The following is a 20,166-nucleotide window of genomic DNA, read 5'->3' as shown; positions in this document are numbered from 1 at the left end:
AGCCTTTTTTCCTAACGTGCTAGAGAATGAATGGGACAAATGATTTTTCGCTTTGTAACATTAGGTGCATGTTTTATATCATTTTGTAACATTTGAGTCATGAAAGAACCATATATTGGATGAGTATTTATATAAATATCTCTACTTCGTTTCAAAGGTGCAATTTAAAGCAAATAATCGGTTGTTTTGACATCAAGTTGTAACGTTCGTGACATTCAAATGAACTGTAAGTGTAACGGCACTGCTACATATTTCATCATATAGTTATCTGGACGAAACATTCGATGTGAAATTCATCGATGACACGATCTGAACTAAGGGAGGAACGATTGCATGCTTAAAAAGTTAGGATGGATGATGCTAATTACGATTTTAGTTTCAACGCTTTTCCTGCCACAATCGCAAGTGCAAGCTGCCTCTTCAAATAAAGTTTATGTCGTCAGTAAAGTGAACGATTTAAATATCCGTTCAGATGCACGAGTGGGTACAAAAATCTTAGGCAAGTTAAACAAAGGTCAAAAGTTACAACGTTTAGGTTCAAAAGGTGCCTGGACACAAGTTTATTATAAAAAGAAAAAAGCATGGATTGCGACAAGTTATGTCACGACAACAGGAGCGAAGAAACAGTCTGTCGGCAAAACTTACGCGATGAAAGCATCGGCGTATACACCTTATTGCAAAGGCTGTTCTGGGAAAACGGCTCTCGGTTGGGACGTTCGTAAACAAAAACGTAATGTGATCGCGGTCGACCCACGTGTCATTCCACTTGGAACGAAAGTTCAAGTATACGTAGGGAGCAAGTTGTTAGGAACATATACGGCTGCAGATACTGGCGGCGCCATCAAAGGAAATAAAATCGACATCTTAATGTATTCGCACAGTGCGGCGATTCAATTCGGTCGTAAAACGGTTACGGTCAAGGTGTTGTAATAAAGAAAGGGGTCTTGCGATTGCGCAAGACCCCTTTTTCGAGAATAAATGATTATTGACGGACGATGAGCACGTCGCACTTCGCATAGCGGACGATACTTTCTGAAACACTTCCGATAAAGAAGCGTTCGACAGCGTTCAACCCAGTCGCGCCACAAATAATAAGATCAATATCATGGTTAGGAGCAATCTTTTTAGCGATTGTCACTTTTGGAGAACCGTATTCAATGACGGTCTCGACTTCTTTCACACCACGTTCTTTCGCGCGGTTCACATAGTCTTCGAGTAACTCTTTGGCATACGTTTCTGCGCGTTCGGTAATCGTCCGGTCGTAGGCTTCAACTGTCGCGAATGTACGCGTGTCAATCACGTGACCCACATACAGTTTCCCTTCGTTACGAATGGCGACATCGATTGCGGTCTCAAATGCACGTTCCGCCTCTTTAGAGCCGTCAACGGCAGATAGAATGTGTTTGTATACAATTGCCATGTAAATCCCAACCTTTCGCTCGAAATATACGTTCGGCTTACATATATAGTATACCACTTCTTTCGAATTTCACGCTTTTTCGTCATGAAAAGGAGTGAATTTTTTCATAGAATTGTTCACGACATGTCCAAGTTTGGAATTCACGTGAAAGAACGGGTAAAATAAGGCGGAGGAGGTTGGACGATGAGACATGTAATGATTACTTCTGGTGCGAAAGGGATTGGCCGTGTCGTGACAGAGCGTCTTTTGCAAGATGGATGGCACGTCAGTATTTTACAGCGGAATCCGATTGATTGGGAACATGAGCGGATACATATGATCGAGGCAGGATTGACAGACCGCGAACAGCTGCTCTCGGCTTATGAGGAGGCGGTCGAGCGGTTTGGTGAACCGGATGCTTTGATTTTAAATGCGGGTCCATACATTTTTGAACGGAAACCGCTTGTTGAATTGACAGATGAAGAGTGGGATGAAGTGGTGACAGGTAACCTGTCCGCCTCGTTTTGGTTGATGCGTCGCGCGATTCCTTCGATGCGCTCGAATCGTTTCGGGCGCATCATCTCATACGGGTTTCCGGAAAGTGCATCAGCTCCCGGATGGATTCACCGTTCAGCATTTGCAGCAGCAAAAACGGCACTCGTCAGTTTGACGAAATCGGTCGCTCTTGAGGAAGCGCCTTTTGGGATTACGGCAAATATGGTCAATCCAGGAAACATCGTCGGATCTCAAAAAGAGATGCGTATCGAGGAAGCGGAAATCGATGAAGGGACTCCAGTCGGACGACACGGAACTGGAGAGGATATCGCACGACTCATTTCCTTCCTATTACATGAGGAATCAGATATGATTACGGGCGCCGTCATCGATGTGACCGGCGGGGTCAACGTTGTCCATCAGTATCGAAAGTGAGGGGGAGAGCGATGAAGATTGGCGTTGTGACTGACGTTCACGGAAATCTAGAGGCGCTAGAGGCAGTCCTTCATTCGTTAGATACAGAACGGGTCGACATGATCTGGTCACTTGGTGACATGATTGCGATGGGGCCAGACTCAAACGCGGTCATGGAGCGATTGATTGACCGCGGGGCACACATGATTTCCGGTAATCACGATGAAGCGGTCGTCTCGCTCCTATCCGGACATGGTCACCCAGAAAGCTACGCGCATACGCGACCGCATCACGAATGGGTCGCACGTCATCTCGATTCTAGATATGTGGATGTTCTTGAGTCTCTTCCACGAACGATTACGAGTGAGATGGCTAGTCAGAAAGCGTTCGGTATCCACTACCATATCCCGAGCGAAAAGCGTCAAGCCACCATCGTTGATGAACCGTTCCATGACATTCTCGAACCGACACTTGAAAACATGCAACGGTTGTATGGAGAGTACGATGGGGATATCATCTTATTTGGGCATCACCACCCGGTTCACCTATTCGAAGACGAGAAGAAGCGGTACGTCAATCCTGGTGCGCTCGGTGTCGCACGAGATGAACTTGCGCGGTTCGCGATTTTGTCAGGCGGGGAAAAGGGGATGCAGATTGATCTGCGGGCTGTCCCTTATGACAAACGAATATTTCTAGAGAAAATGGAACGTTATGAAGTCCCGCAACGCGATGTCATGTTCCGATTGTTCTATTGAGGAATGCGTAAAAAGGTGAGGTCCTTGGACCCCACCTTTTTCTTATACGATCTCTTGAAGTGTTTTCGGATAACTCGTCAATGCAATCGGACCGCTCTCCGTCATGACGAGGTCATCTTCGATACGGACCCCGCCGACACCCGGTAGATAAATACCTGGTTCGACGGTAAACGTCATGCCGACTTGAGCTGTCATATCATTGTTCGCCGCCATCGATGGATGTTCATGAACTTCGATTCCGATTCCATGACCGATACGGTGCGTGAAGTACTCACCGTATCCAGCAGACGTGATGACTTGACGGGCTGCGATATCGATCGCTCCGAGCGTCGTACCGACATTCGCCATCTCGATCGCTGCTTCTTCTGCTTGTAATACTGTTTCGTAAATTTCACGTTGTTTCGTACTCGCTTCACCGAAGACGACCGTTCGAGTGATATCCGAGCAATACCCTTGCCAGACGACACCGAGGTCGAACAAGGCGAAATCGCCTTTCTTCAAACGGTTGTTGCCTGGTACACCGTGAGGGTCAGCGCTGTTTTCACCGAACAATACGAGTGTGTCGAATGACATTTCACGAACGCCTTGTTGTTTCATCGCATATTCAATGTCCGCGATGACTTCGAGCTCGGTCACGCCCTCACGGAGTGAACGAATTCCTGCTTCGATTGCCATGTCTGCAAGTTCAGCGGCGCGTTTCATTGTACGTACTTCATCCGGTGATTTGATCATGCGTAACGTTTGGAGTTCGTCTGTCAAATCGATAATCGACAATCCGGCAAAACCAGCGCGGAGTTGCTCGACACGATTGAATGTCAAATGCTCGCCTTCAATCCCGATACGCTCAGGAACGATTTGGTTATCGAGGAACAACTTGACGATTTTATCCCACGGATTCTCGTGGTCCATGTACGTCACGATTTCACCTGTCCAGTCACTCGCTTCGACAATTCCTTTTTCAAGGGCAGGACAAATGATGGCAGTTGTCCCATTCTTTAGGACGAGGATGGCAATCAGCCGCTCGTGTGCTTCTGCGTATACTCCCGAGAAGTAAAATACAGATGCCTTCGATGTGACGAATGCTGCGTCTAATCCTTTCGTCGCTAAAGATTGTGCAATTTGATTGGTGCGTTGATTCAAGATGAATCCCTTCCCTTCTCACTCTTACGTTGACTACTCGTCTATTATAGCTGTTTCGAAAACAGAAAGGAAATGTTGCAATTTGATTAGTACAGTTTGAACAAGTTTGACTGATACAGTATACTAGAAAGAGTAGAAAATGTATTGAGAGAAGGGACTCCGCGTATGACCACAAAACATGAACAGATCATAGCACATATCGAGTCACTCGATGTTGGGTCAAAAATTTCGGTCCGCCAAATCGCCAAAGAGTTAGCTGTATCAGAAGGTACGGCTTATCGGGCCATCAAAGAAGCTGAGAACCTGGGCTTCGTCTCTACCATCGAACGTGTAGGGACGATTCGGATCAAGCGTAAACAAAAAGAGAATATTGAGAAGCTGACATTTGCCGAAGTCGTCAATATTGTCGATGGACAAGTGTTGGGTGGACGAAATGGTCTGCATAAGACATTATCTAAATTTGTCATCGGAGCCATGAAATTGGAAGCGATGATGCGTTATATCGATGTCGATTCACTCGTCATCATCGGAAACCGGGAGAAGGCGCATGAACTCGTCTTGCAGTCCGGCGGGGCCGTGTTGATCACAGGGGGATTTGATACGACGGATGAAGTGAAACGAATGGCGGATAAGTATGATATGCCCGTCATCTCGACTTCTTACGACAGCTTTACCGTCGCAACGATGATTAACCGGGCTATTTATGATCGACTCATCAAGAAAGAGATTCTTCTTGTCTCAGACATCGTCATTCCGCTTCACGACACGTTTTATTTGAAATCGGATGACACGGTGAAACGTTGGCACGAATTGAATGAGCGGACGAAGCATAATCGTTATCCGGTCATCGATGAGCAGATGAAGGTGGTCGGGGTGATCACTGCGAAAGATGTCATCGACAAATCGCACGACTATGATATCGAGAAAGTCATGACAAAGAGCCCGATTACTGTCGGCGTCCAGACGAGCGTGACCAACGCTGCGCACCAGATGGTATGGGAAGGGATTGAGATGCTCCCTGTCGTCGATAACTATGGTCGCTTGCTCGGAATCATCAGTCGTCAAGATGTGTTGAAGGCGTTGCAGCTTGCGAATCGTCAGCCACAAGTCGGTGAAACGTTCGACAACATGATCACGAACCAATTGAAAGAAGATCCCACGTCGAACGGTACGGCGTTTACTGTCGAGGTTGCTCCGCAAATGACGAGCCATATGGGGACCGCGTCATCAGGTGTGTTGACGACTTTGTTAGTCGAAGGGGCGACACGCAGTCTGCGTCATATGAAAAAAGGGGATTTGGTGGTCGAGAACATTACCGTCTATTTCATGAAACCGATTCAGATTGAGAGTCAGATTCGAGTGTCGGCAAACGTCTTCGATCTTGGGCGGAAGTTCGGGAAAGTTGATGTGGAGATGACACAAGGTACACAACTTGTCGCCAAGGCGCTTGTCACGGCACAGTTGATTGATCGGTAACTTAAAAGAGCACCGGCTACACGAGTAGCGGGTGCTCTCTTTTTATGAAGGCGTATTCGTCGGTTCTTCTGCGGCGAGCGGATAGATTTTCCGGTAACGGATAAATCCAACGACCGCATTGCCTAAGCCGACGACCAACATGACGATACTGACAATCCAACCGACCGATGAATTCAAACCGAATCCACCAACCATTTGGTTCGCGGCGAATAGCGCGAGAAATAAACTTAACCAGATTAAAGCTTGTGTATTGAACAAAGCTTTACGGTTTGGCGTCTTTGTCAAAAAAGCACGACGCTTGAAGACAAGGTACGCTCCGAGCGCGAACAAAATGAGTCCAATCATGACAAGTTGCAAGTGAAGGAACCCCTTTCTTTCTCGTAATCTGTTATCATCATACCATAATAGTGTGTAGGAAAGTGAGGAATCATCATGTGGGCATGGGCGAAAGCGGATTCAATCAAAACAGAAATCGAGGCGGCTGACACCATTCTTATTCATCGACATGTCAGACCAGACCCCGATGCATTGGGGAGCCAGCTCGGACTCCAACGTATTTTAAAGTCGGTTCATCCGGATAAAAAGATCTATGTAGTCGGTGGTATGGTGCCCGACCTTGAATTTTTAGGAAAGATGGAACACGTTGAGGAAGAAATGTATAAGGATGCGCTCGTTTTGATTCTAGATACAGCGAATCAGGAACGAATCGATGGACCATATGCGTTAAAAGGAAAAACAATCATTAAAATCGATCATCACCCTGATGAAGACCCGTATGCGATGACACAAATCGTGGACACCACGGTCAGTTCGACGTCCGAGATGATTGTGGAGCTGGCGAACATTTGGGATTATCCGATTGATCAAGAAGCGGCCTTCTTATTATATGCCGGTATCGTAGGTGACACGGGGCGCTTCCAGTTCCGTAATGCCTCGGCACGTACGTTTGAGATTGCTTCGAGATTGATTGACAAAGGCATCGATACGAACAAACTGTACCGACACATGTATAAGACCAACTTAGCGACGCTACAGTTACAAGGGTACGTGTTACAGCACGTCAATGTCACAGAAGAAGGCGTCGGGTATGTGAAGATTGATAAAGATGTGCTCCGGACGTTCCATGCGTCCCCGGAAGCGGCATCGCAACTCGTCAATAGCTTCTCTGGCCTCGAAGGATTGAAATGTTGGGTCATGTTTGTCGAAAACAAAGAAGAGATTCGTGTCCGGATTCGATCGAAAGGACCTGTCATCAATGAAGTGGCGAAGCGTTACCGTGGTGGTGGCCATCCGATGGCGTCAGGTGCCACGATTGATACGTGGGATGAAATGGATGACGTCATTGCTGCTCTGAATGAAGTGGCAGGAGAGTTCACGTTTGAAGAAAATGAAGAGAGCTGACCGCGGTCAGCTCTCTTCATTTGTCTCCGTTTTCTTGTGGGATAAACCACGTGCCGCGGTCGGTCACATCTTCGACGACATCGAGTTGATATTCTGCAATATACTTTCGAAGTCGGTCGATGATTTCAGGACTGTCCGCAAAGACGGTTTGACCGTTCTGTAATTTTTCTAACTTATCGCGCGCAATTTGTCCCCGATTGATAATCATACGCTTTTGCCCCCTTTTGTCGTGAGTTTTGTCTATAATTATTGTATCAGAGAAGTAGAGAATTGAGTTTGACAATTCCATTAAATAGAGAGGAGGACGAAGATGATTCATCTTAATGTCAGAACTGCTTTTAGCTTACTACAAAGCACGATTCGACTAGAGCAATATGTGATGCAGATGACAGAGCGGGGGAGTCGCGCGGTCGCCATCGCAGACGATGCCTTTTATGGTGTGCCGTCGTTTCTATCCTACTGCAAACGCTATGGGGTGAAGCCGCTCATCGGACTGAGAACCGTCCTTCGACTAGACGGGCTCGATGTGTCGGTACTTGCGTATGCATCGAACGAAGCAGAACTACAAGAGCAATATCGAATCATCAAGAAAGGCGGGATCGATGAACGCACGACGATGCCACTCATTGTCCTACCGGAAAACTGGAAAGCGAGCGACCCGGTCCATCGACGTCGTCTTTATCATCAACTGCTGTCTTTTGTAGACGAGAACAGACTATGGCTCGGTCTCCCGGCACCGCAGACGACAGAACAGGTACAACTGTTAAAGCAACTTCGCATGATGAAAGAAGAACTCGCCGTCCAACTGATTCCGGTCCCTGAAACGAGATATATGCGACCTGAAGATGTGGAGGGTTTCCGGGCAATCTCTGCCATTCGAGAAGGCGAAGTGATGTCAGAGGAGGATGTACGTCAAAAAGGTCTGCATGTCCGGCTACCAAGCGAGATGAACGACTGGTTCACTTCAGAAGAATTGGGCGAGCTTGAGCGATTTGAAGCACTGATTCAAATCGAGCAACTTCCACAAGTGGAAGGCGCGATTCCAGAGTTACCGGACGCTGATCAAAAGTTGAAGCGACTCGTTGGTGAACGGTTAAAAGCGATGGAATTGATGAAAGAACCGTATATCGGACGAGCGAAGTTTGAGCTTGACGTCATTGCCAAGACCGGGTTTTCTTCGTATTTTCTGATTGTCGAAGATATCATCCGATTCGCCCGTGAGTCCGGGATCGAGGTCGGTCCAGGTCGGGGGTCGGCGGCCGGCTCGCTCATCAGTTTTGCACTGCACATTACAGAAGTCGACCCAGTTCGCTATGGTCTCCTATTTGAACGGTTCCTCAATCCGGAACGCGTCTCGATGCCGGATATTGACTTAGATTTTGAAGATGAGCGTCGGGAAGAAGTCGTTTCATACGTGCTATCGAAATATGGGGAGACTCATGCGGCGCAAATTGGTACACTCGCAACCTTTGGGGCAAAGGCGGCCATCCGTGACGTCGCGAGGGCGCTCGGCATGACGTTAGAAGAGGGGCAGGCTGCAAGTAAACAAGTGAAATCAGGTGGGTTGGACGAATTGATGGCGAATCCAAAACAGATGAAATGGTTCGCAGGTAGCCAGAAGCGTCAACAGTTGATTCGGATTGCGAAACAGCTAGAAGGGTTGCCACGTCAATCATCCATACACGCCGCTGGGGTTGTACTCAGTCGTCAACCGATTGAAGACGTGACTCCACTTCAACCCGAACTCGAGGATCATGTGACCCAATATAATATGAAGGATTTGGAAGAAATCGGGCTACTCAAAATTGATTTGCTCGGGCTCCGAAACTTGACTCGCCTTCGTCAAATGGAGGAATTGGTCCGTGAGAGTGACGCAATGTTCTCCTTGAAGACGATTCCCTTACATGATGCCCGGACGTACCGATTGTTAGCAAGAGGAGAGACGGACGGGATCTTCCAGTTTGAGTCGTCGGGTATGAAACAGGCGTTGCGTCAAGTCAAACCGACGGAGTTTGAGGATATCGTCGTGACGATGTCGCTCTATCGACCAGGACCGATGCAGTTTATTGAAACGTATGCAAAACGAAAACAAGGTATGCCATATCAACCGATTCACCCGGACGTCGAAGAAATCATGAAGTCGACATATGGCGTGCTCGTTTATCAAGAACAGGTCATGCGACTTCTTCGAAAACTCGGTGGATATTCATATGCCGAGGCGGATTTGGTCAGACGAGCGATTGCCAAAAAAGATACCGGTACGATTGAACGAGAACGAGAGCGGTTTTTACGTCAATCTGAAGGAAAGAACCGAGATGTCTTGTCACAAATCTTCTCTTGGATTGAAAAGTTTGCAGGGTATGGGTTTAACCGTTCCCATGCGGTCGCCTACAGTTTGATCAGTTATCGACTGGCTTACGTCAAAGCGCATTATCCACGTGTTTTCCATGTCGTGACGTCGGAGAAGACAAGTCAACTCGTGAGACTATTGCGTAAAGACAAAATCCCTGTGTATCCGCCAGACGTATTGCACGGTCATGCCGATGCGACACTTGAAGGTCCTGGCGTCCGTCTTGGGCTTAAAGCGATTCAAGGACTGACGAAACGAGACGTAGAACGACTCATCGAGTTGAATGGACAGCTAAAAGACGTCCGGACTCTTCAAGAAGCGATGGAATGGAAGAGTAAAGATCAACTCAAGTTGAGACGTTTGCTAGGAGCTGGAGCGCTTGACCGAATGTATCACGGTGATCGGACGAGTGCGTTTGAAGCAGTCGAACGTTTACGTGAAGAGGCTGGTACGCACTTCTTACCAGATGAACTATCATCACTCGGGCTTAAGCAGAAAAAAGCGAAAGAACCAAACTGGTCTGAAGAAGAGCGGGAAGCACTCGGAACATGGGTTGTGCACTCGCCGCTTACAACGATTCCGGACGTGGGAATTGAGCCCTCCACGATTGAAGACGTTCTGCACGGGACGAACGGGTATCTGGTCGTGTATGTGGATGACGTGCGTACGTTTATGACGAAAAAGCAAGAGCGGATGGGTGTCATGATGGTAGACGATGGGGTGACGCAAGAAGAAGTCGTCGTCTTTCCAAGAACCTTTGCCCAGTTCAGTCGCTCCCTCTACGTAGGTAACATTTTGTTGCTTGAAGTTCATTCGAACGAACGGGATGGACGCAAACAATTGATTGTCGAACGAGTGCGCCCATTACATGGTCAAGCTCTGTTCGTAAGGCTAACGTTAGATCGATTCTCTGAACTAGAAGACTGGATTCAGCGTGCACAAGGAGATGTTCCGGTCGTCTGTCGATTCACGGATTCAAAAGAAGTGAAACAACTGGCATCCGCTTTTGCAATCAACCCGAACGAGGAATATGTTGCAGAGGCGAAGAGGCGATTCGGAGAAGAGAATGTTGTTTTAAAACGAGTCGATATGAAAATGGTTGGTCCAGAAACTAGTACCAAGTCCTAAATAATGATATAATTGCACTAATTGGTCTGACCACTTAAGATTGATAAGTGATCCAAATAAGGGAGTTGAACGGTCAGATGCATGAAAAACACGCATCCACATTTCACGAAAATATTTCAAAGATACGAAAATTAATTGTCCAATCGTCACTGGTCCCAGGGGATCGACTTCCATCCGAACGTGAACTTGCGGAGACGCTATCCATTAGTCGCGCTTCTGTTCGAGAAGCGTTACGCGCATTGAGCTTTTTAGGTATCGTCGAGACTAGACGCGGCGGGGGTACTTACCTATGTGAACAGGACCGACATCGCTACATCGAGATTTTGTCGGAGTTCATCGTCACGAAACAGACGAAAGCGACCGATATCATCGAAATGCTCAAACTGTTAGAGCGAATGGCGTTTTCGGAAGTAGAGCCGACGAAGGAGCGACTGACTCAATTAGAGGCAGTGATCGAAGAGGATCGAACGTTTCGTCAGCAACTCATTTTTCAGTTGAAGAATGAGTTGTTCATCAGGATTTGGAGCGAAGTGAACCGATTTTTTGAGGGACTAGATGTTGGGGAGTTATATACGCTCGAAGAACGTAAGCGTTTTGTCGAGACGTGGCGTGGAATGGGGATGCCGGAATGAACGAGGGGGAAGCGATGACTGCTTTTTTCAAGAAACCGAAACGATATATGCCGTTGCGTCAACGAGAACCAAAAATTGACGCTCCACAGGGATTAATGACGAAGTGCCCATCTTGTAAATATATGCATTATACAAAACAGTTAAACGAAAATCATAAGGTATGTGACTGTGGCTACCATTTTCCGCTTCATGCACAGGAACGAATCGACATGCTCGTCGATGAAGGTTCTTTCGAACGGTTTGCGGGACCTTCCGTCAAAGCGAATCCACTCGATTTTCCTGATTATGAAGAAAAGTTGAATAAAGACCGTGAACGGACCGGGATTGAAGAAGCGGTTGTTTGCGGAAAAGCGACGATTGATGGACTACCACTCGTCGTTTGCGTGATGGATGCTCGATTCCGAATGGGGTCGATGGGTGCTTACGTAGGGGAAGCGATTGCCTCTGCTGTTCGCCAAGCGACGTCACGTCGTCTCCCGGTCGTATTATTCACGGCGTCAGGTGGCGCACGCATGCAAGAAGGGATGGTCAGTTTGATGCAGATGGCGAACACGTCCATCGCTTTAAAAGAACATGATGAAGCGGGTCTTCTCTACATCGCCTATTTGACACATCCGACGACAGGTGGGGTTTCAGCAAGTTTTGCGATGCTTGGCGACTTAAACGTCGCAGAGCCCGGTGCGCTTATTGGATTTGCGGGAAGACGAATCATCGAACAGACGATTCGGGAAAAACTTCCGGAAAACTTCCAGACGGCAGAGTTCTTACTCGAGTCTGGACAATTGGATGCGGTCATCCATCGTGAACAGATGCGTTCGTTCTTGAAGAAAATGATCGGATTACACGATGGGGGTGTTCGACATGTTTGACCCAATCAAAGAAGTGACCGAACAGCTAAATAAATTGCGTGAGACAGCCGAAACAAAAGGGATTGACCTATCACGTGAGATTCGTCACCTGGAGTTAAAGCTCGACCGATTAGAAAAAGATATTTATGGGAATATGAAACCGTGGGACCGCGTACAATTGGCGCGAAACCCGAAACGTCCGACAACACTCGATTACATCCATCACATGTTCCCTGATTTCATGGAACTCCATGGCGATCGACACGGGTATGATGATGCGGCAATCGTATCGGGACTTGCGACATTCGAAGGTGTTCCGGTGACCATCATCGGGCATCAGCGTGGTCGGAATACGAAAGAAAACATGAAGCGGAATTTTGGGATGCCACACCCTGAGGGATACCGAAAAGCACTACGTTTCATGAAGCAAGCCGAGAAGTTCAATCGTCCGATTTTGACATTCATTGACACGAAAGGGGCTTATCCAGGGAAAGCCGCTGAAGAGAGAGGTCAAAGTGAAGCGATTGCTCGAAACTTGTTTGAAATGGCGACGTTGAAAGTACCGATTGTTTCCGTCGTTATCGGAGAAGGCGGCTCTGGTGGTGCGCTTGGGATTGGTGTTTGCGACCGATTGTTGATGCTTGAGAATAGTACGTACTCGGTCATCTCGCCAGAAGGTGCAGCGGCACTTTTGTGGAAAGATGCCAAACAAGCAGAGCGTGCAGCAGAAACGATGAAAATTACAGCACAAGATTTGTTCAACCTAGGGATCGTGGATGAAGTTGTAGGTGAAGTGTATGGGGGCGCGCATGTCGATGTGTCATTACAGTCATCACTCTTGAAACCTGTATTATTACAGCACATGAACGAGTTGCTCGATCTGTCGACTTCTCAGCTCATTCAAGGACGTGCGACCAAATATCATCAAATTGGCACAATTAGTGAGTGAAAACGTTAACAATGGCTTTGAATATAGAGTTATTCATTCATTAAGTGACTGCTTTGTAGGATACCCTATGCATTTTTTTCACATACTTGTGTTGTAAAACAAAGGTCAGACATGGTATTTTATTTTCAGATTTCGTTAAAACACATAAGAGGTGAGTGACGTGAATTTAAAACGTATTGCGGTATTAACGAGCGGAGGAGACGCTCCTGGAATGAACGCTGCTGTCCGTGCCGTGACCCGAAAAGCGATTTTCGAAGGTCTTGAAGTGTACGGTGTGTATAACGGCTACCAAGGATTAATCGAAGGTGATTTAGTCGAATTAAACCTTGGATCAGTCGGCGACATCATTCAACGTGGAGGTACGTTCCTTCGCTCTGCACGCTGTCCTGAATTCAGAACAGAAGAAGGACGCGCAAAAGCAGTAGAACAGTTGAAGAAGTTCAATATCGATGCCCTCGTGGTCATCGGTGGAGACGGCTCATATCGCGGAGCTCAAAAATTGACGGAACTCGGATTCCCAACAATCGGCCTTCCTGGTACGATCGATAACGATATTCCGGGAACGGATGCGACAATCGGTTTCGATACAGCGCTCAACACAGCGCTTGACGCAATCGACAAAATTCGTGACACAGCTTCATCTCATGAACGTACGTATGTGATTGAAGTAATGGGTCGCGATGCTGGTGATATCGCGCTTTATTCTGGTCTCGCTGGTGGCGCGGAGTCGATCCTTGTCCCAGAACGTCCAGAAGAGTTGAACGCAATCGTGGAACGAATCAACCACGGGATTGCACGCGGTAAGAAGCACTCAATCGTCATCGTTGCTGAAGGTGCCGGAAGTGCTGAAGAAATCGGCAAATTGATTGCCGAGAAGACGAACTCAGAAACACGTGTTACGATTCTCGGACACATTCAACGTGGTGGTTCCCCAACTGCTGCAGACCGTGTACTTGCAAGCCGTATGGGTGCTTATGCTGTCGAGATTCTTCTTGAAGGGAAAGCGGGCCGTGTCGTCGGAATCCGTAATAACCAGATGATGGATCTTGATATCGATGAGGCGCTCGACCACAACAAGCACACAATCGATATGCAATTGATTGACCTCGTCAACCAATTGTCGATCTAATCGATTTTAGAAGTTGCAGAGACGGGATCAGGTCTATGGCCCCCCGTTTTCTGTATGTAAGTTGCACTATATCCCCTAGGAGGTTTTTATATTATGCGTAGAACGAAAATTGTATGTACGATTGGACCGGCTTCTGAGAAGCGTCTTCCTGAAATGATTGAAGCTGGAATGAACGTTGCCCGTCTCAACTTCTCACACGGTGACTATGAAGAGCACGGCGCTCGTATCCGTGACATCCGTGAAGCGGCGAAAGCAGCTGGGAAAGTGGTCACAGTCCTTCTTGACACGAAAGGTCCAGAAATCCGTACACATACGTTTGAAGATGGAAAAGCTCTTCTTGAAAAAGGGAAAGAAGTCACAATCGTTTCAAGCGAAGAAATCGTCGGAACGAAAGATCGTTTCTCTGTAACGTATGAAGGTCTTTACGAAGACGTAGAAGTCGGTTCACACATCATGCTCGACGACGGTCTCATCGGACTCCGTGTCGTTGAAAAACTTCCGAACCGCGACCTCCGTTGCGTAATCGAAAACGAAGGAATCATCAAGACGAAGAAAGGTGTTAACTTGCCAAACGTCAAGGTAAACCTTCCTGCCCTCACAGACAAAGATATCTCGGACATCGAGTTCGGTATCTCACAAGACATCGACGTCATCGCAGCATCGTTCGTACGTCGTGCGTCTGACGTGGTAGAAATTCGTCAACTTCTTGAAAAACACAACGCGTCACACATCAAGATCTATCCGAAAATCGAGAACCAAGAAGGTGTGGATAACATCGAAGAAATCTTGGCAATCTCTGACGGCTTGATGGTTGCTCGTGGTGACCTCGGTATCGAGATCCCGACAGAAGAAGTAACACCTGTTCAAAAAGAACTCATCAAGAAGTGTAACGACCTCGGTAAGCCGGTCATCACTGCAACGCAAATGCTCGACTCGATGCAACGTAACCCGCGTCCGACGCGTGCGGAAGCATCTGACGTAGCAAACGCCATCTTGGACGGAACAGATGCAGTCATGCTTTCTGGTGAAACAGCTGCAGGGGACTACCCAATCGAGTCAGTTCAAATGCAAGCTGCAATCGCAGAGCGCACTGAGCGCATGCTTGACTACAAAAACTTGTTGAAAGATCGTCAGAAGCGCAGTGAGCATACGGTAACGGATGCAATCTCACAAGCGGTTGCTCACACAGCAATCAACTTGAACGCGAAAGCGATCTTGACGCCAACGCAATCAGGATACACAGCTGCTCGTACGGCGAAATACCGTCCGGAAGCGAACATCATCGCAGTCACTGAATCAGAGCGCGTTGCTCGTCAATTAAACCTCGTTTGGGGCGTATACCCAATCGTTGCTGAGACGATGCCAAACAACACGGATGAAATGTTGGTTCAAGCATCAGAAGCAGCACGTCACGCTGGATTCGTCACTGACGGTGACCTCGTTGTCATCTCAGCTGGTATTCCTGCAGCGACAGCTGGTACGACGAACATGATGAAAGTCCACATCGTCGGTCATGCTCTCGCAGACGGACGTGGAATCGGTGAGCGCGGTGTTGTTGGAGAAGTCGTTGTCGCGAAAAATGCGGAAGAAGCAAACGCGAAAGCGAAGGACGGCATGATTCTCGTGGCGCCATTCACAGATAAAGAAATGATGCCTGCCATCGAAAAAGCGGCTGGAATTATCACGGAAGACGGCGGATTGACGAGCCATGCTGGTATCGTTGGACCATCACTCCGTAAGCCAGTCATCGTAGGTGTAGACACAGCTACAACTTCACTTCGTGACGGTCAGATGATTTCAATCGACCCACTCACAGGTAAAATCTATAACGCATAATTGAACGACAATCGAACCGGCCTTCTACAAAGGTCGGTTCTTTTTCCGTTCGAAGAAAGGAATACGTATGAGTGCATATCTATTTTTAATTCTATTGGTGCTAATTGGTGTCATTGCACAAAACCAGTCAATCATTATCGCAAGCAGTGCGTTACTCATCATTAAAGCATTAGGGTTTGGTGATCAATTATTTCCGACACTTGCATCGAAAGGAATCAATTGGGGTGTGACGATTATTACGATCGCCGTACTCGTCCCGATTGCGACCGGTGATATCGGTTTTAAAGAATTGTGGAATAGTATTCGTGGCCCAGTTGGAATCGTTGCATTTGGTTCAGGAATCTTTGTAGCCTTAGCTGCGGCGCAAGGCGTTCAATTGATGCGCGTCGACCCAGTCGTCACGACGGCGCTTCTCGCAGGCACGATTCTAGCGGTTGGATTCATGAAAGGTGTACCTGTTGGACCGTTGATTGGGGCTGGAATTGCAGCCTTGATTTTAGGTGGATATCAAGTCATTGAAAAATGGTTTTGATATTTTCTGACAACTGAAGCCGCTTACATTTCTTTTTTGCAATAAATTGTTTATACTATATAAAGGACAGGGTAAACGGAGACTGGGTGAATGCAGGGGAGAAGCCCGTCCCGTATCCTTATTCCCTATACACAGACTGTTTTTACGGTCGACTACTTTCAAACAAGACTGAGGGGGAGTTATGAATGTCAACGACAAAAGGGTTAGAAGGTATTGTGGCAGCAGCCTCAAAAGTCAGCTCAATTATTGACGGACAATTGACTTATGGAGGATACACCATTGATGATTTAGCGGACAACGCCACATTTGAAGAAGTTGTATTCTTATTGTGGAATGATCGCTTACCAAATGCAGAGGAATTGACAGCGCTCTCAGAGGCACTCGTGAAAGAAGCGACGTTGCCAGAAGAAGTGATTGATACGTTAGCCCGTGCACCGAAATCAGCCAATGCAATGGCGACGATTCGTACGGCGCTCTCACAACTCGCTCTATATGATGAAGAATCTGAAGACATGAGTGACGAGGCAAACATGCGTAAAGCGATTCGTCTTCAAGCACAAGTTGCTACAATCGTGACGGCATTCGCACGTCTACGTAAAGGCGAGCAACCTGTCGCTCCAAAAGAAGGTCTTTCATATGCAGCAAACTTCTTATACATGTTGAATGGAGAAGAACCAAGCGAAGTCGCAGAGAAGACAATCGACAAAGCACTTATCCTTCATGCAGACCATGAATTGAACGCTTCGACGTTCACAGCCCGTGTCTGTGTGGCGACGCTTTCTGATATGTATTCTGGTGTGACGGCGGCAATGGGAGCACTCAAAGGACCGCTTCATGGTGGTGCAAACGAAGCGGTTATGAAAATGCTTCATGAGATCGACTCGGTCGACCGTGTTGAAGAATATGTACGTGGTAAATTCGAACGCAAAGAAAAAATTATGGGCTTCGGTCACCGTGTCTACAAAGACGGCGACCCGCGTGCGAAGCACTTGAAAGAAATGAGCCGCCAGTTGACTGCTCAAATCGGCGAGCCGAAATGGTATGAGATGTCTGAGAAAATCGATCATCTCGTTGAAACAGAAAAAGGATTGAAACCAAACGTCGACTTCTACTCGGCATCAACTTACTATGCGCTCGGTCTTGAAGAAGACTTATTCACACCAATCTTCGCCGTATCACGGATGTCAGGTTGGATCGCGCACATTCTCGAGCAATATGCGGATAACCGCTTGATTCGTCCACGTGCGGAATATGTCGGTGAAACAAGCCGTAAATATGTTCCTGTGAACGAACGTTAATTCGAGACACATTTTAGACAAAAGTTTGGTAAACTAACAAGTGACGTAGGTCGGCGTACGCGTCGACCTACAGTAATGTACTTAGGGGGATTCATTATGTTGACACAAGGACAAAAAATTACAGTTGAAAACGGTGTATTGAACGTACCAAACGTTCCGACAGTACCATTCATTATCGGTGACGGAACAGGTCCTGATATTTGGAACGCGGCTGTTCGTGTATTCGATGCTGCAGTTGAAAAAGCATACGGCGGCGACAAGAAAATCGAATGGATGGAAGTATACGCTGGGGAGAAAGCTTATAACGAAAAAGGTGAGTGGCTCCCGACAGAAACGCTCGATCAAATTCGCGAGTACTTGATTGCAATCAAAGGACCACTTACGACACCGGTCGGTGGTGGGATTCGTTCATTGAACGTTGCCCTTCGTCAAGAACTCGACTTATACACATGCCTTCGTCCAGTTCGTTACTTCACAGGTGTTCCTTCGCCAGTAAAACGTCCTGAAGATACAGACATGGTCATCTTCCGTGAAAATACAGAAGATATCTACGCAGGAATCGAGTACGCGTCAGGAAGCGACGAAGTGAAAAAACTCATTAAATTCTTGCAAGATGAAATGGACGTGAACAAGATCCGTTTCCCAGAGACATCAGGAATCGGCATCAAGCCTGTTTCTTCTGAAGGGACAGAACGTCTCGTCCGTGCTGCGATTGAATATGCGATTGCGAACGATCGTAAATCTGTCACGCTCGTACACAAAGGAAACATCATGAAGTTCACAGAAGGCGCATTCAAAAACTGGGGTTATGCACTCGCTGAAGCTGAATACGGTGACAAAGTGTTCACATGGGCACAGTATGACCGCATCAAAGAAGAGTCTGGCGAAGCAGCTGCGAACGAAGCTCAGTCGAAAGCAGAAGCTGAAGGGAAAATCATCGTCAAAGATTCGATCGCTGATATCTTCCTCCAGCAAATCTTGACACGCCCACGTGAGTTCGATGTCGTCGCGACAATGAACTTGAACGGTGACTACATCTCAGACGCACTTGCTGCGCAAGTAGGTGGAATTGGGATTGCACCTGGTGCGAACATCAACTACATCACAGGACATGCAATCTTCGAAGCGACACACGGTACAGCTCCGAAATACGCGGGTCTCGATAAAGTAAACCCATCTTCAGTCATCCTTTCAGGTGAGATGATGCTCCGCCACATGAACTGGAACGAAGCGGCTGACCTCATCATCAACTCAATGGAGAAAACAATCGCTTCGAAAGTTGTCACATATGACTTCGCACGTCTCATGGACGGCGCGACAGAAGTGAAGTGTTCTGAATTTGCGGATGAATTGATCAAAAACATGTAATTTAAACGAATAAGTCGCCAATTGAGGGGGAGAGCTCATGATTCGTCGTAACAAAATTTCTGTAATTGGAAGTGGCTTCACCGGTGCAACCACTGCACTATACCTGGCTCAACGTGAGCTAGGGGATGTCGTTCTACTCGATATGGAAGAAAAAGTTGGACCGACGAAAGGGAAAGCGCTCGACATGCAAGAAACGGCTCCGATTCAAGGGTTTGACGCTTGGATTACGGGAACATCAGATTACGCCGATACGGCTGATTCGGACATTGTGGTGATTACGGCGGGAATCGCGCGTAAGCCAGGGATGAGTCGAGACGATCTCGTTGCAACCAATGCAAACGTCATGCGATCTGTCGTCAAAGAGATTGCTCGCTATTCTCCGGAAGCGATTTTAATCGTCTTGACCAACCCGGTGGATGCGATGACCTATGCGGCATTTAAAGAATCAGGGTTCCCGAAAGAACGTGTCATCGGACAATCTGGTGTGCTGGATACGGCTCGTTTTCGGACGTTTGTCGCTCAAGAATTGAACGTTTCTGTCAAAGATGTATCCGGGTTTGTTCTTGGAGGACATGGTGACGATATGGTGCCTCTCGTGCGTTACTCGTACGCCGGGGGAATCCCGCTTGAAAAACTCATACCACATGAGCGGATTGAGCAAATCGTCGAACGGACACGTAAAGGTGGCGGTGAAATTGTTCAACTGCTAGGTGACGGCTCGGCGTATTATGCGCCAGCTGCCGCAATCGTAGAGATGGTCGAGGCGATTTTAAAAGATCAGCGTCGCATCTTACCTGCTATTGCTTATCTAGAAGGCGAGTACGGATTTAGCGATTTGTATCTTGGCGTCCCGACGATTCTTGGGAAACATGGCATCGAGCAAGTACTTGAGCTCGACTTGACGGATGAGGAGAAAGCAGCACTTTCACGTTCTGCCGACTCGGTCCGCTCCGTATTAGGCGTCTTATAAGTAGAAAGTGCTTCCTGCAATTTTGTGGGAAGCACTTTTTTGCGGT

At 47.4% G+C, this 20,166-nt stretch carries 19 protein-coding genes; 15 read left to right on the top strand and 4 right to left on the bottom strand.

Annotation, left to right across the window (positions count from 1 at the left end; translation table 11 throughout):
* The first annotated feature begins 333 nt into the window (after positions 1-333).
* A complete protein-coding gene (locus tag LCM29_RS15250; RefSeq protein WP_318247818.1) occupies positions 334-930 on the top strand; it encodes a 3D domain-containing protein in 597 nt (198 codons plus the stop codon).
* Between the two features lie 52 nt (positions 931-982).
* Here LCM29_RS15250 and LCM29_RS06410 read toward each other — a convergent pair whose 3' ends face one another.
* Positions 983-1,420 (bottom strand): universal stress protein, encoded by a 438-nt coding sequence (locus LCM29_RS06410; protein ID WP_012726732.1) that lies wholly within the window; start codon positions 1,418-1,420, stop codon positions 983-985.
* A gap of 183 nt (positions 1,421-1,603) precedes the next feature.
* On the opposite strand from LCM29_RS06410, the gene LCM29_RS06405 reads away from it, so the two are divergent.
* Together LCM29_RS06405 and LCM29_RS06400 are read left to right on the top strand one after the other, a co-directional pair.
* Positions 1,604-2,329 carry an SDR family oxidoreductase gene (locus LCM29_RS06405; RefSeq protein ID WP_224861544.1) on the top strand — a complete coding sequence of 242 codons (726 nt, stop codon included), beginning with the start codon at positions 1,604-1,606 and terminating at the stop codon, positions 2,327-2,329.
* Positions 2,330-2,340: 11 nt separating this feature from the next.
* A complete protein-coding gene (locus LCM29_RS06400; RefSeq protein WP_224861542.1) occupies positions 2,341-3,063 on the top strand; it encodes a metallophosphoesterase family protein in 723 nt (240 codons plus the stop codon).
* A gap of 42 nt (positions 3,064-3,105) precedes the next feature.
* Here LCM29_RS06400 and LCM29_RS06395 read toward each other — a convergent pair whose 3' ends face one another.
* Positions 3,106-4,203: a M24 family metallopeptidase gene (locus tag LCM29_RS06395; protein WP_214782181.1), complete on the bottom strand. Its 1,098-nt coding sequence runs from the start codon at positions 4,201-4,203 to the stop codon at positions 3,106-3,108.
* 165 nt (positions 4,204-4,368) lie between these two features.
* Here LCM29_RS06395 and LCM29_RS06390 point away from each other — a divergent pair, with 165 nt between their 5' ends.
* The gene (locus LCM29_RS06390) at positions 4,369-5,679 is read left to right on the top strand and encodes a DRTGG domain-containing protein (RefSeq protein ID WP_214782184.1); all 1,311 of its coding nucleotides are present in this window, start codon (positions 4,369-4,371) and stop codon (positions 5,677-5,679) included.
* 42 nt (positions 5,680-5,721) lie between these two features.
* Here the strand turns inward: LCM29_RS06390 and LCM29_RS06385 are convergent, their stop codons facing one another.
* Complete coding sequence (locus tag LCM29_RS06385; protein WP_074033432.1) at positions 5,722-6,036, bottom strand: YtpI family protein; 315 nt, start codon at positions 6,034-6,036, stop codon at positions 5,722-5,724.
* A gap of 75 nt (positions 6,037-6,111) precedes the next feature.
* Between LCM29_RS06385 and LCM29_RS06380 the strand changes: the two genes are divergently transcribed.
* Positions 6,112-7,080 (top strand): DHH family phosphoesterase, encoded by a 969-nt coding sequence (locus LCM29_RS06380; RefSeq protein WP_224861540.1) that lies wholly within the window; start codon positions 6,112-6,114, stop codon positions 7,078-7,080.
* Positions 7,081-7,096: 16 nt separating this feature from the next.
* On the opposite strand, the gene LCM29_RS06375 is transcribed toward LCM29_RS06380, so the two are convergent.
* Complete coding sequence (locus LCM29_RS06375; RefSeq protein WP_074033430.1) at positions 7,097-7,288, bottom strand: hypothetical protein; 192 nt, start codon at positions 7,286-7,288, stop codon at positions 7,097-7,099.
* A gap of 102 nt (positions 7,289-7,390) precedes the next feature.
* On the opposite strand from LCM29_RS06375, the gene dnaE reads away from it, so the two are divergent.
* The 10 genes from dnaE to mdh all read left to right on the top strand — a co-directional run bounded on the left by dnaE (position 7,391) and on the right by mdh (position 20,120).
* Positions 7,391-10,558 carry a DNA polymerase III subunit alpha gene (gene dnaE / locus LCM29_RS06370; protein WP_224861538.1) on the top strand — a complete coding sequence of 1,056 codons (3,168 nt, stop codon included), beginning with the start codon at positions 7,391-7,393 and terminating at the stop codon, positions 10,556-10,558.
* A 77-nt stretch (positions 10,559-10,635) separates the two neighbouring features.
* Positions 10,636-11,190: a FadR/GntR family transcriptional regulator gene (locus LCM29_RS06365; RefSeq protein WP_224861536.1), complete on the top strand. Its 555-nt coding sequence runs from the start codon at positions 10,636-10,638 to the stop codon at positions 11,188-11,190.
* A gap of 14 nt (positions 11,191-11,204) precedes the next feature.
* Complete coding sequence (gene accD / locus LCM29_RS06360; protein WP_074033936.1) at positions 11,205-12,059, top strand: acetyl-CoA carboxylase, carboxyltransferase subunit beta; 855 nt, start codon at positions 11,205-11,207, stop codon at positions 12,057-12,059.
* The gene (locus LCM29_RS06355; protein WP_214693239.1) at positions 12,037-12,987 is read left to right on the top strand and encodes an acetyl-CoA carboxylase carboxyltransferase subunit alpha; all 951 of its coding nucleotides are present in this window, start codon (positions 12,037-12,039) and stop codon (positions 12,985-12,987) included. Before accD ends, LCM29_RS06355 begins: the two co-directional genes overlap by 23 nt.
* Before the next feature lie 160 nt (positions 12,988-13,147).
* Entirely contained in the window at positions 13,148-14,116 is a 969-nt protein-coding gene (gene pfkA, locus LCM29_RS06350; protein WP_214693237.1) for a 6-phosphofructokinase, read from the top strand.
* Between the two features lie 93 nt (positions 14,117-14,209).
* Positions 14,210-15,952, top strand: a complete 1,743-nt coding sequence (pyk, locus tag LCM29_RS06345) for a pyruvate kinase (protein WP_214693235.1) — start codon at positions 14,210-14,212, stop codon at positions 15,950-15,952.
* 67 nt (positions 15,953-16,019) lie between these two features.
* On the top strand, positions 16,020-16,484 hold the full coding sequence (locus LCM29_RS06340) for a DUF441 domain-containing protein (RefSeq protein WP_074033425.1): 465 nt from the start codon (positions 16,020-16,022) through the stop codon (positions 16,482-16,484).
* A 185-nt stretch (positions 16,485-16,669) separates the two neighbouring features.
* Positions 16,670-17,782, top strand: coding sequence for a citrate synthase (citZ, locus tag LCM29_RS06335; protein WP_214693233.1), 1,113 nt, complete (start codon positions 16,670-16,672; stop codon positions 17,780-17,782).
* 99 nt (positions 17,783-17,881) lie between these two features.
* The gene (gene icd / locus LCM29_RS06330) at positions 17,882-19,150 is read left to right on the top strand and encodes an NADP-dependent isocitrate dehydrogenase (RefSeq protein WP_224862760.1); all 1,269 of its coding nucleotides are present in this window, start codon (positions 17,882-17,884) and stop codon (positions 19,148-19,150) included.
* 37 nt (positions 19,151-19,187) lie between these two features.
* The gene (gene mdh / locus LCM29_RS06325) at positions 19,188-20,120 is read left to right on the top strand and encodes a malate dehydrogenase (protein WP_224861534.1); all 933 of its coding nucleotides are present in this window, start codon (positions 19,188-19,190) and stop codon (positions 20,118-20,120) included.
* The last annotated feature ends 46 nt before the right edge of the window (positions 20,121-20,166 follow it).

This window comes from Exiguobacterium aestuarii (assembly GCF_020171655.1).
In the GTDB taxonomy this organism is placed as follows: domain Bacteria; phylum Bacillota; class Bacilli; order Exiguobacteriales; family Exiguobacteriaceae; genus Exiguobacterium; species Exiguobacterium aestuarii_A.
The sequence above is the reverse complement of the archived record's forward strand: the minus strand, read 5'-3'. Positions and strand labels throughout refer to the sequence as shown.

What these genes read in the sequence shown, in the direction of transcription:
- pyk (WP_214693235.1), top strand. Translation starts at nt 14,210, where the DNA reads ATGCGTAGAACGAAAATTGTATGTACGATTGGACCGGCTTCTGAGAAG.
- dnaE (WP_224861538.1), top strand. Translation starts at nt 7,391, where the DNA reads ATGATTCATCTTAATGTCAGAACTGCTTTTAGCTTACTACAAAGCACG.
- LCM29_RS06390 (WP_214782184.1), top strand. Translation starts at nt 4,369, where the DNA reads ATGACCACAAAACATGAACAGATCATAGCACATATCGAGTCACTCGAT.
- LCM29_RS06340 (WP_074033425.1), top strand. Translation starts at nt 16,020, where the DNA reads ATGAGTGCATATCTATTTTTAATTCTATTGGTGCTAATTGGTGTCATT.
- LCM29_RS06365 (WP_224861536.1), top strand. Translation starts at nt 10,636, where the DNA reads ATGCATGAAAAACACGCATCCACATTTCACGAAAATATTTCAAAGATA.
- LCM29_RS06400 (WP_224861542.1), top strand. Translation starts at nt 2,341, where the DNA reads ATGAAGATTGGCGTTGTGACTGACGTTCACGGAAATCTAGAGGCGCTA.
- LCM29_RS06375 (WP_074033430.1), bottom strand. Translation starts at nt 7,288, where the DNA reads ATGATTATCAATCGGGGACAAATTGCGCGCGATAAGTTAGAAAAATTA.
- LCM29_RS06380 (WP_224861540.1), top strand. Translation starts at nt 6,112, where the DNA reads ATGTGGGCATGGGCGAAAGCGGATTCAATCAAAACAGAAATCGAGGCG.
- LCM29_RS06410 (WP_012726732.1), bottom strand. Translation starts at nt 1,420, where the DNA reads ATGGCAATTGTATACAAACACATTCTATCTGCCGTTGACGGCTCTAAA.
- accD (WP_074033936.1), top strand. Translation starts at nt 11,205, where the DNA reads ATGACTGCTTTTTTCAAGAAACCGAAACGATATATGCCGTTGCGTCAA.
- mdh (WP_224861534.1), top strand. Translation starts at nt 19,188, where the DNA reads ATGATTCGTCGTAACAAAATTTCTGTAATTGGAAGTGGCTTCACCGGT.
- citZ (WP_214693233.1), top strand. Translation starts at nt 16,670, where the DNA reads ATGTCAACGACAAAAGGGTTAGAAGGTATTGTGGCAGCAGCCTCAAAA.
- LCM29_RS06355 (WP_214693239.1), top strand. Translation starts at nt 12,037, where the DNA reads ATGGGGGTGTTCGACATGTTTGACCCAATCAAAGAAGTGACCGAACAG.
- LCM29_RS06405 (WP_224861544.1), top strand. Translation starts at nt 1,604, where the DNA reads ATGAGACATGTAATGATTACTTCTGGTGCGAAAGGGATTGGCCGTGTC.
- LCM29_RS15250 (WP_318247818.1), top strand. Translation starts at nt 334, where the DNA reads ATGCTTAAAAAGTTAGGATGGATGATGCTAATTACGATTTTAGTTTCA.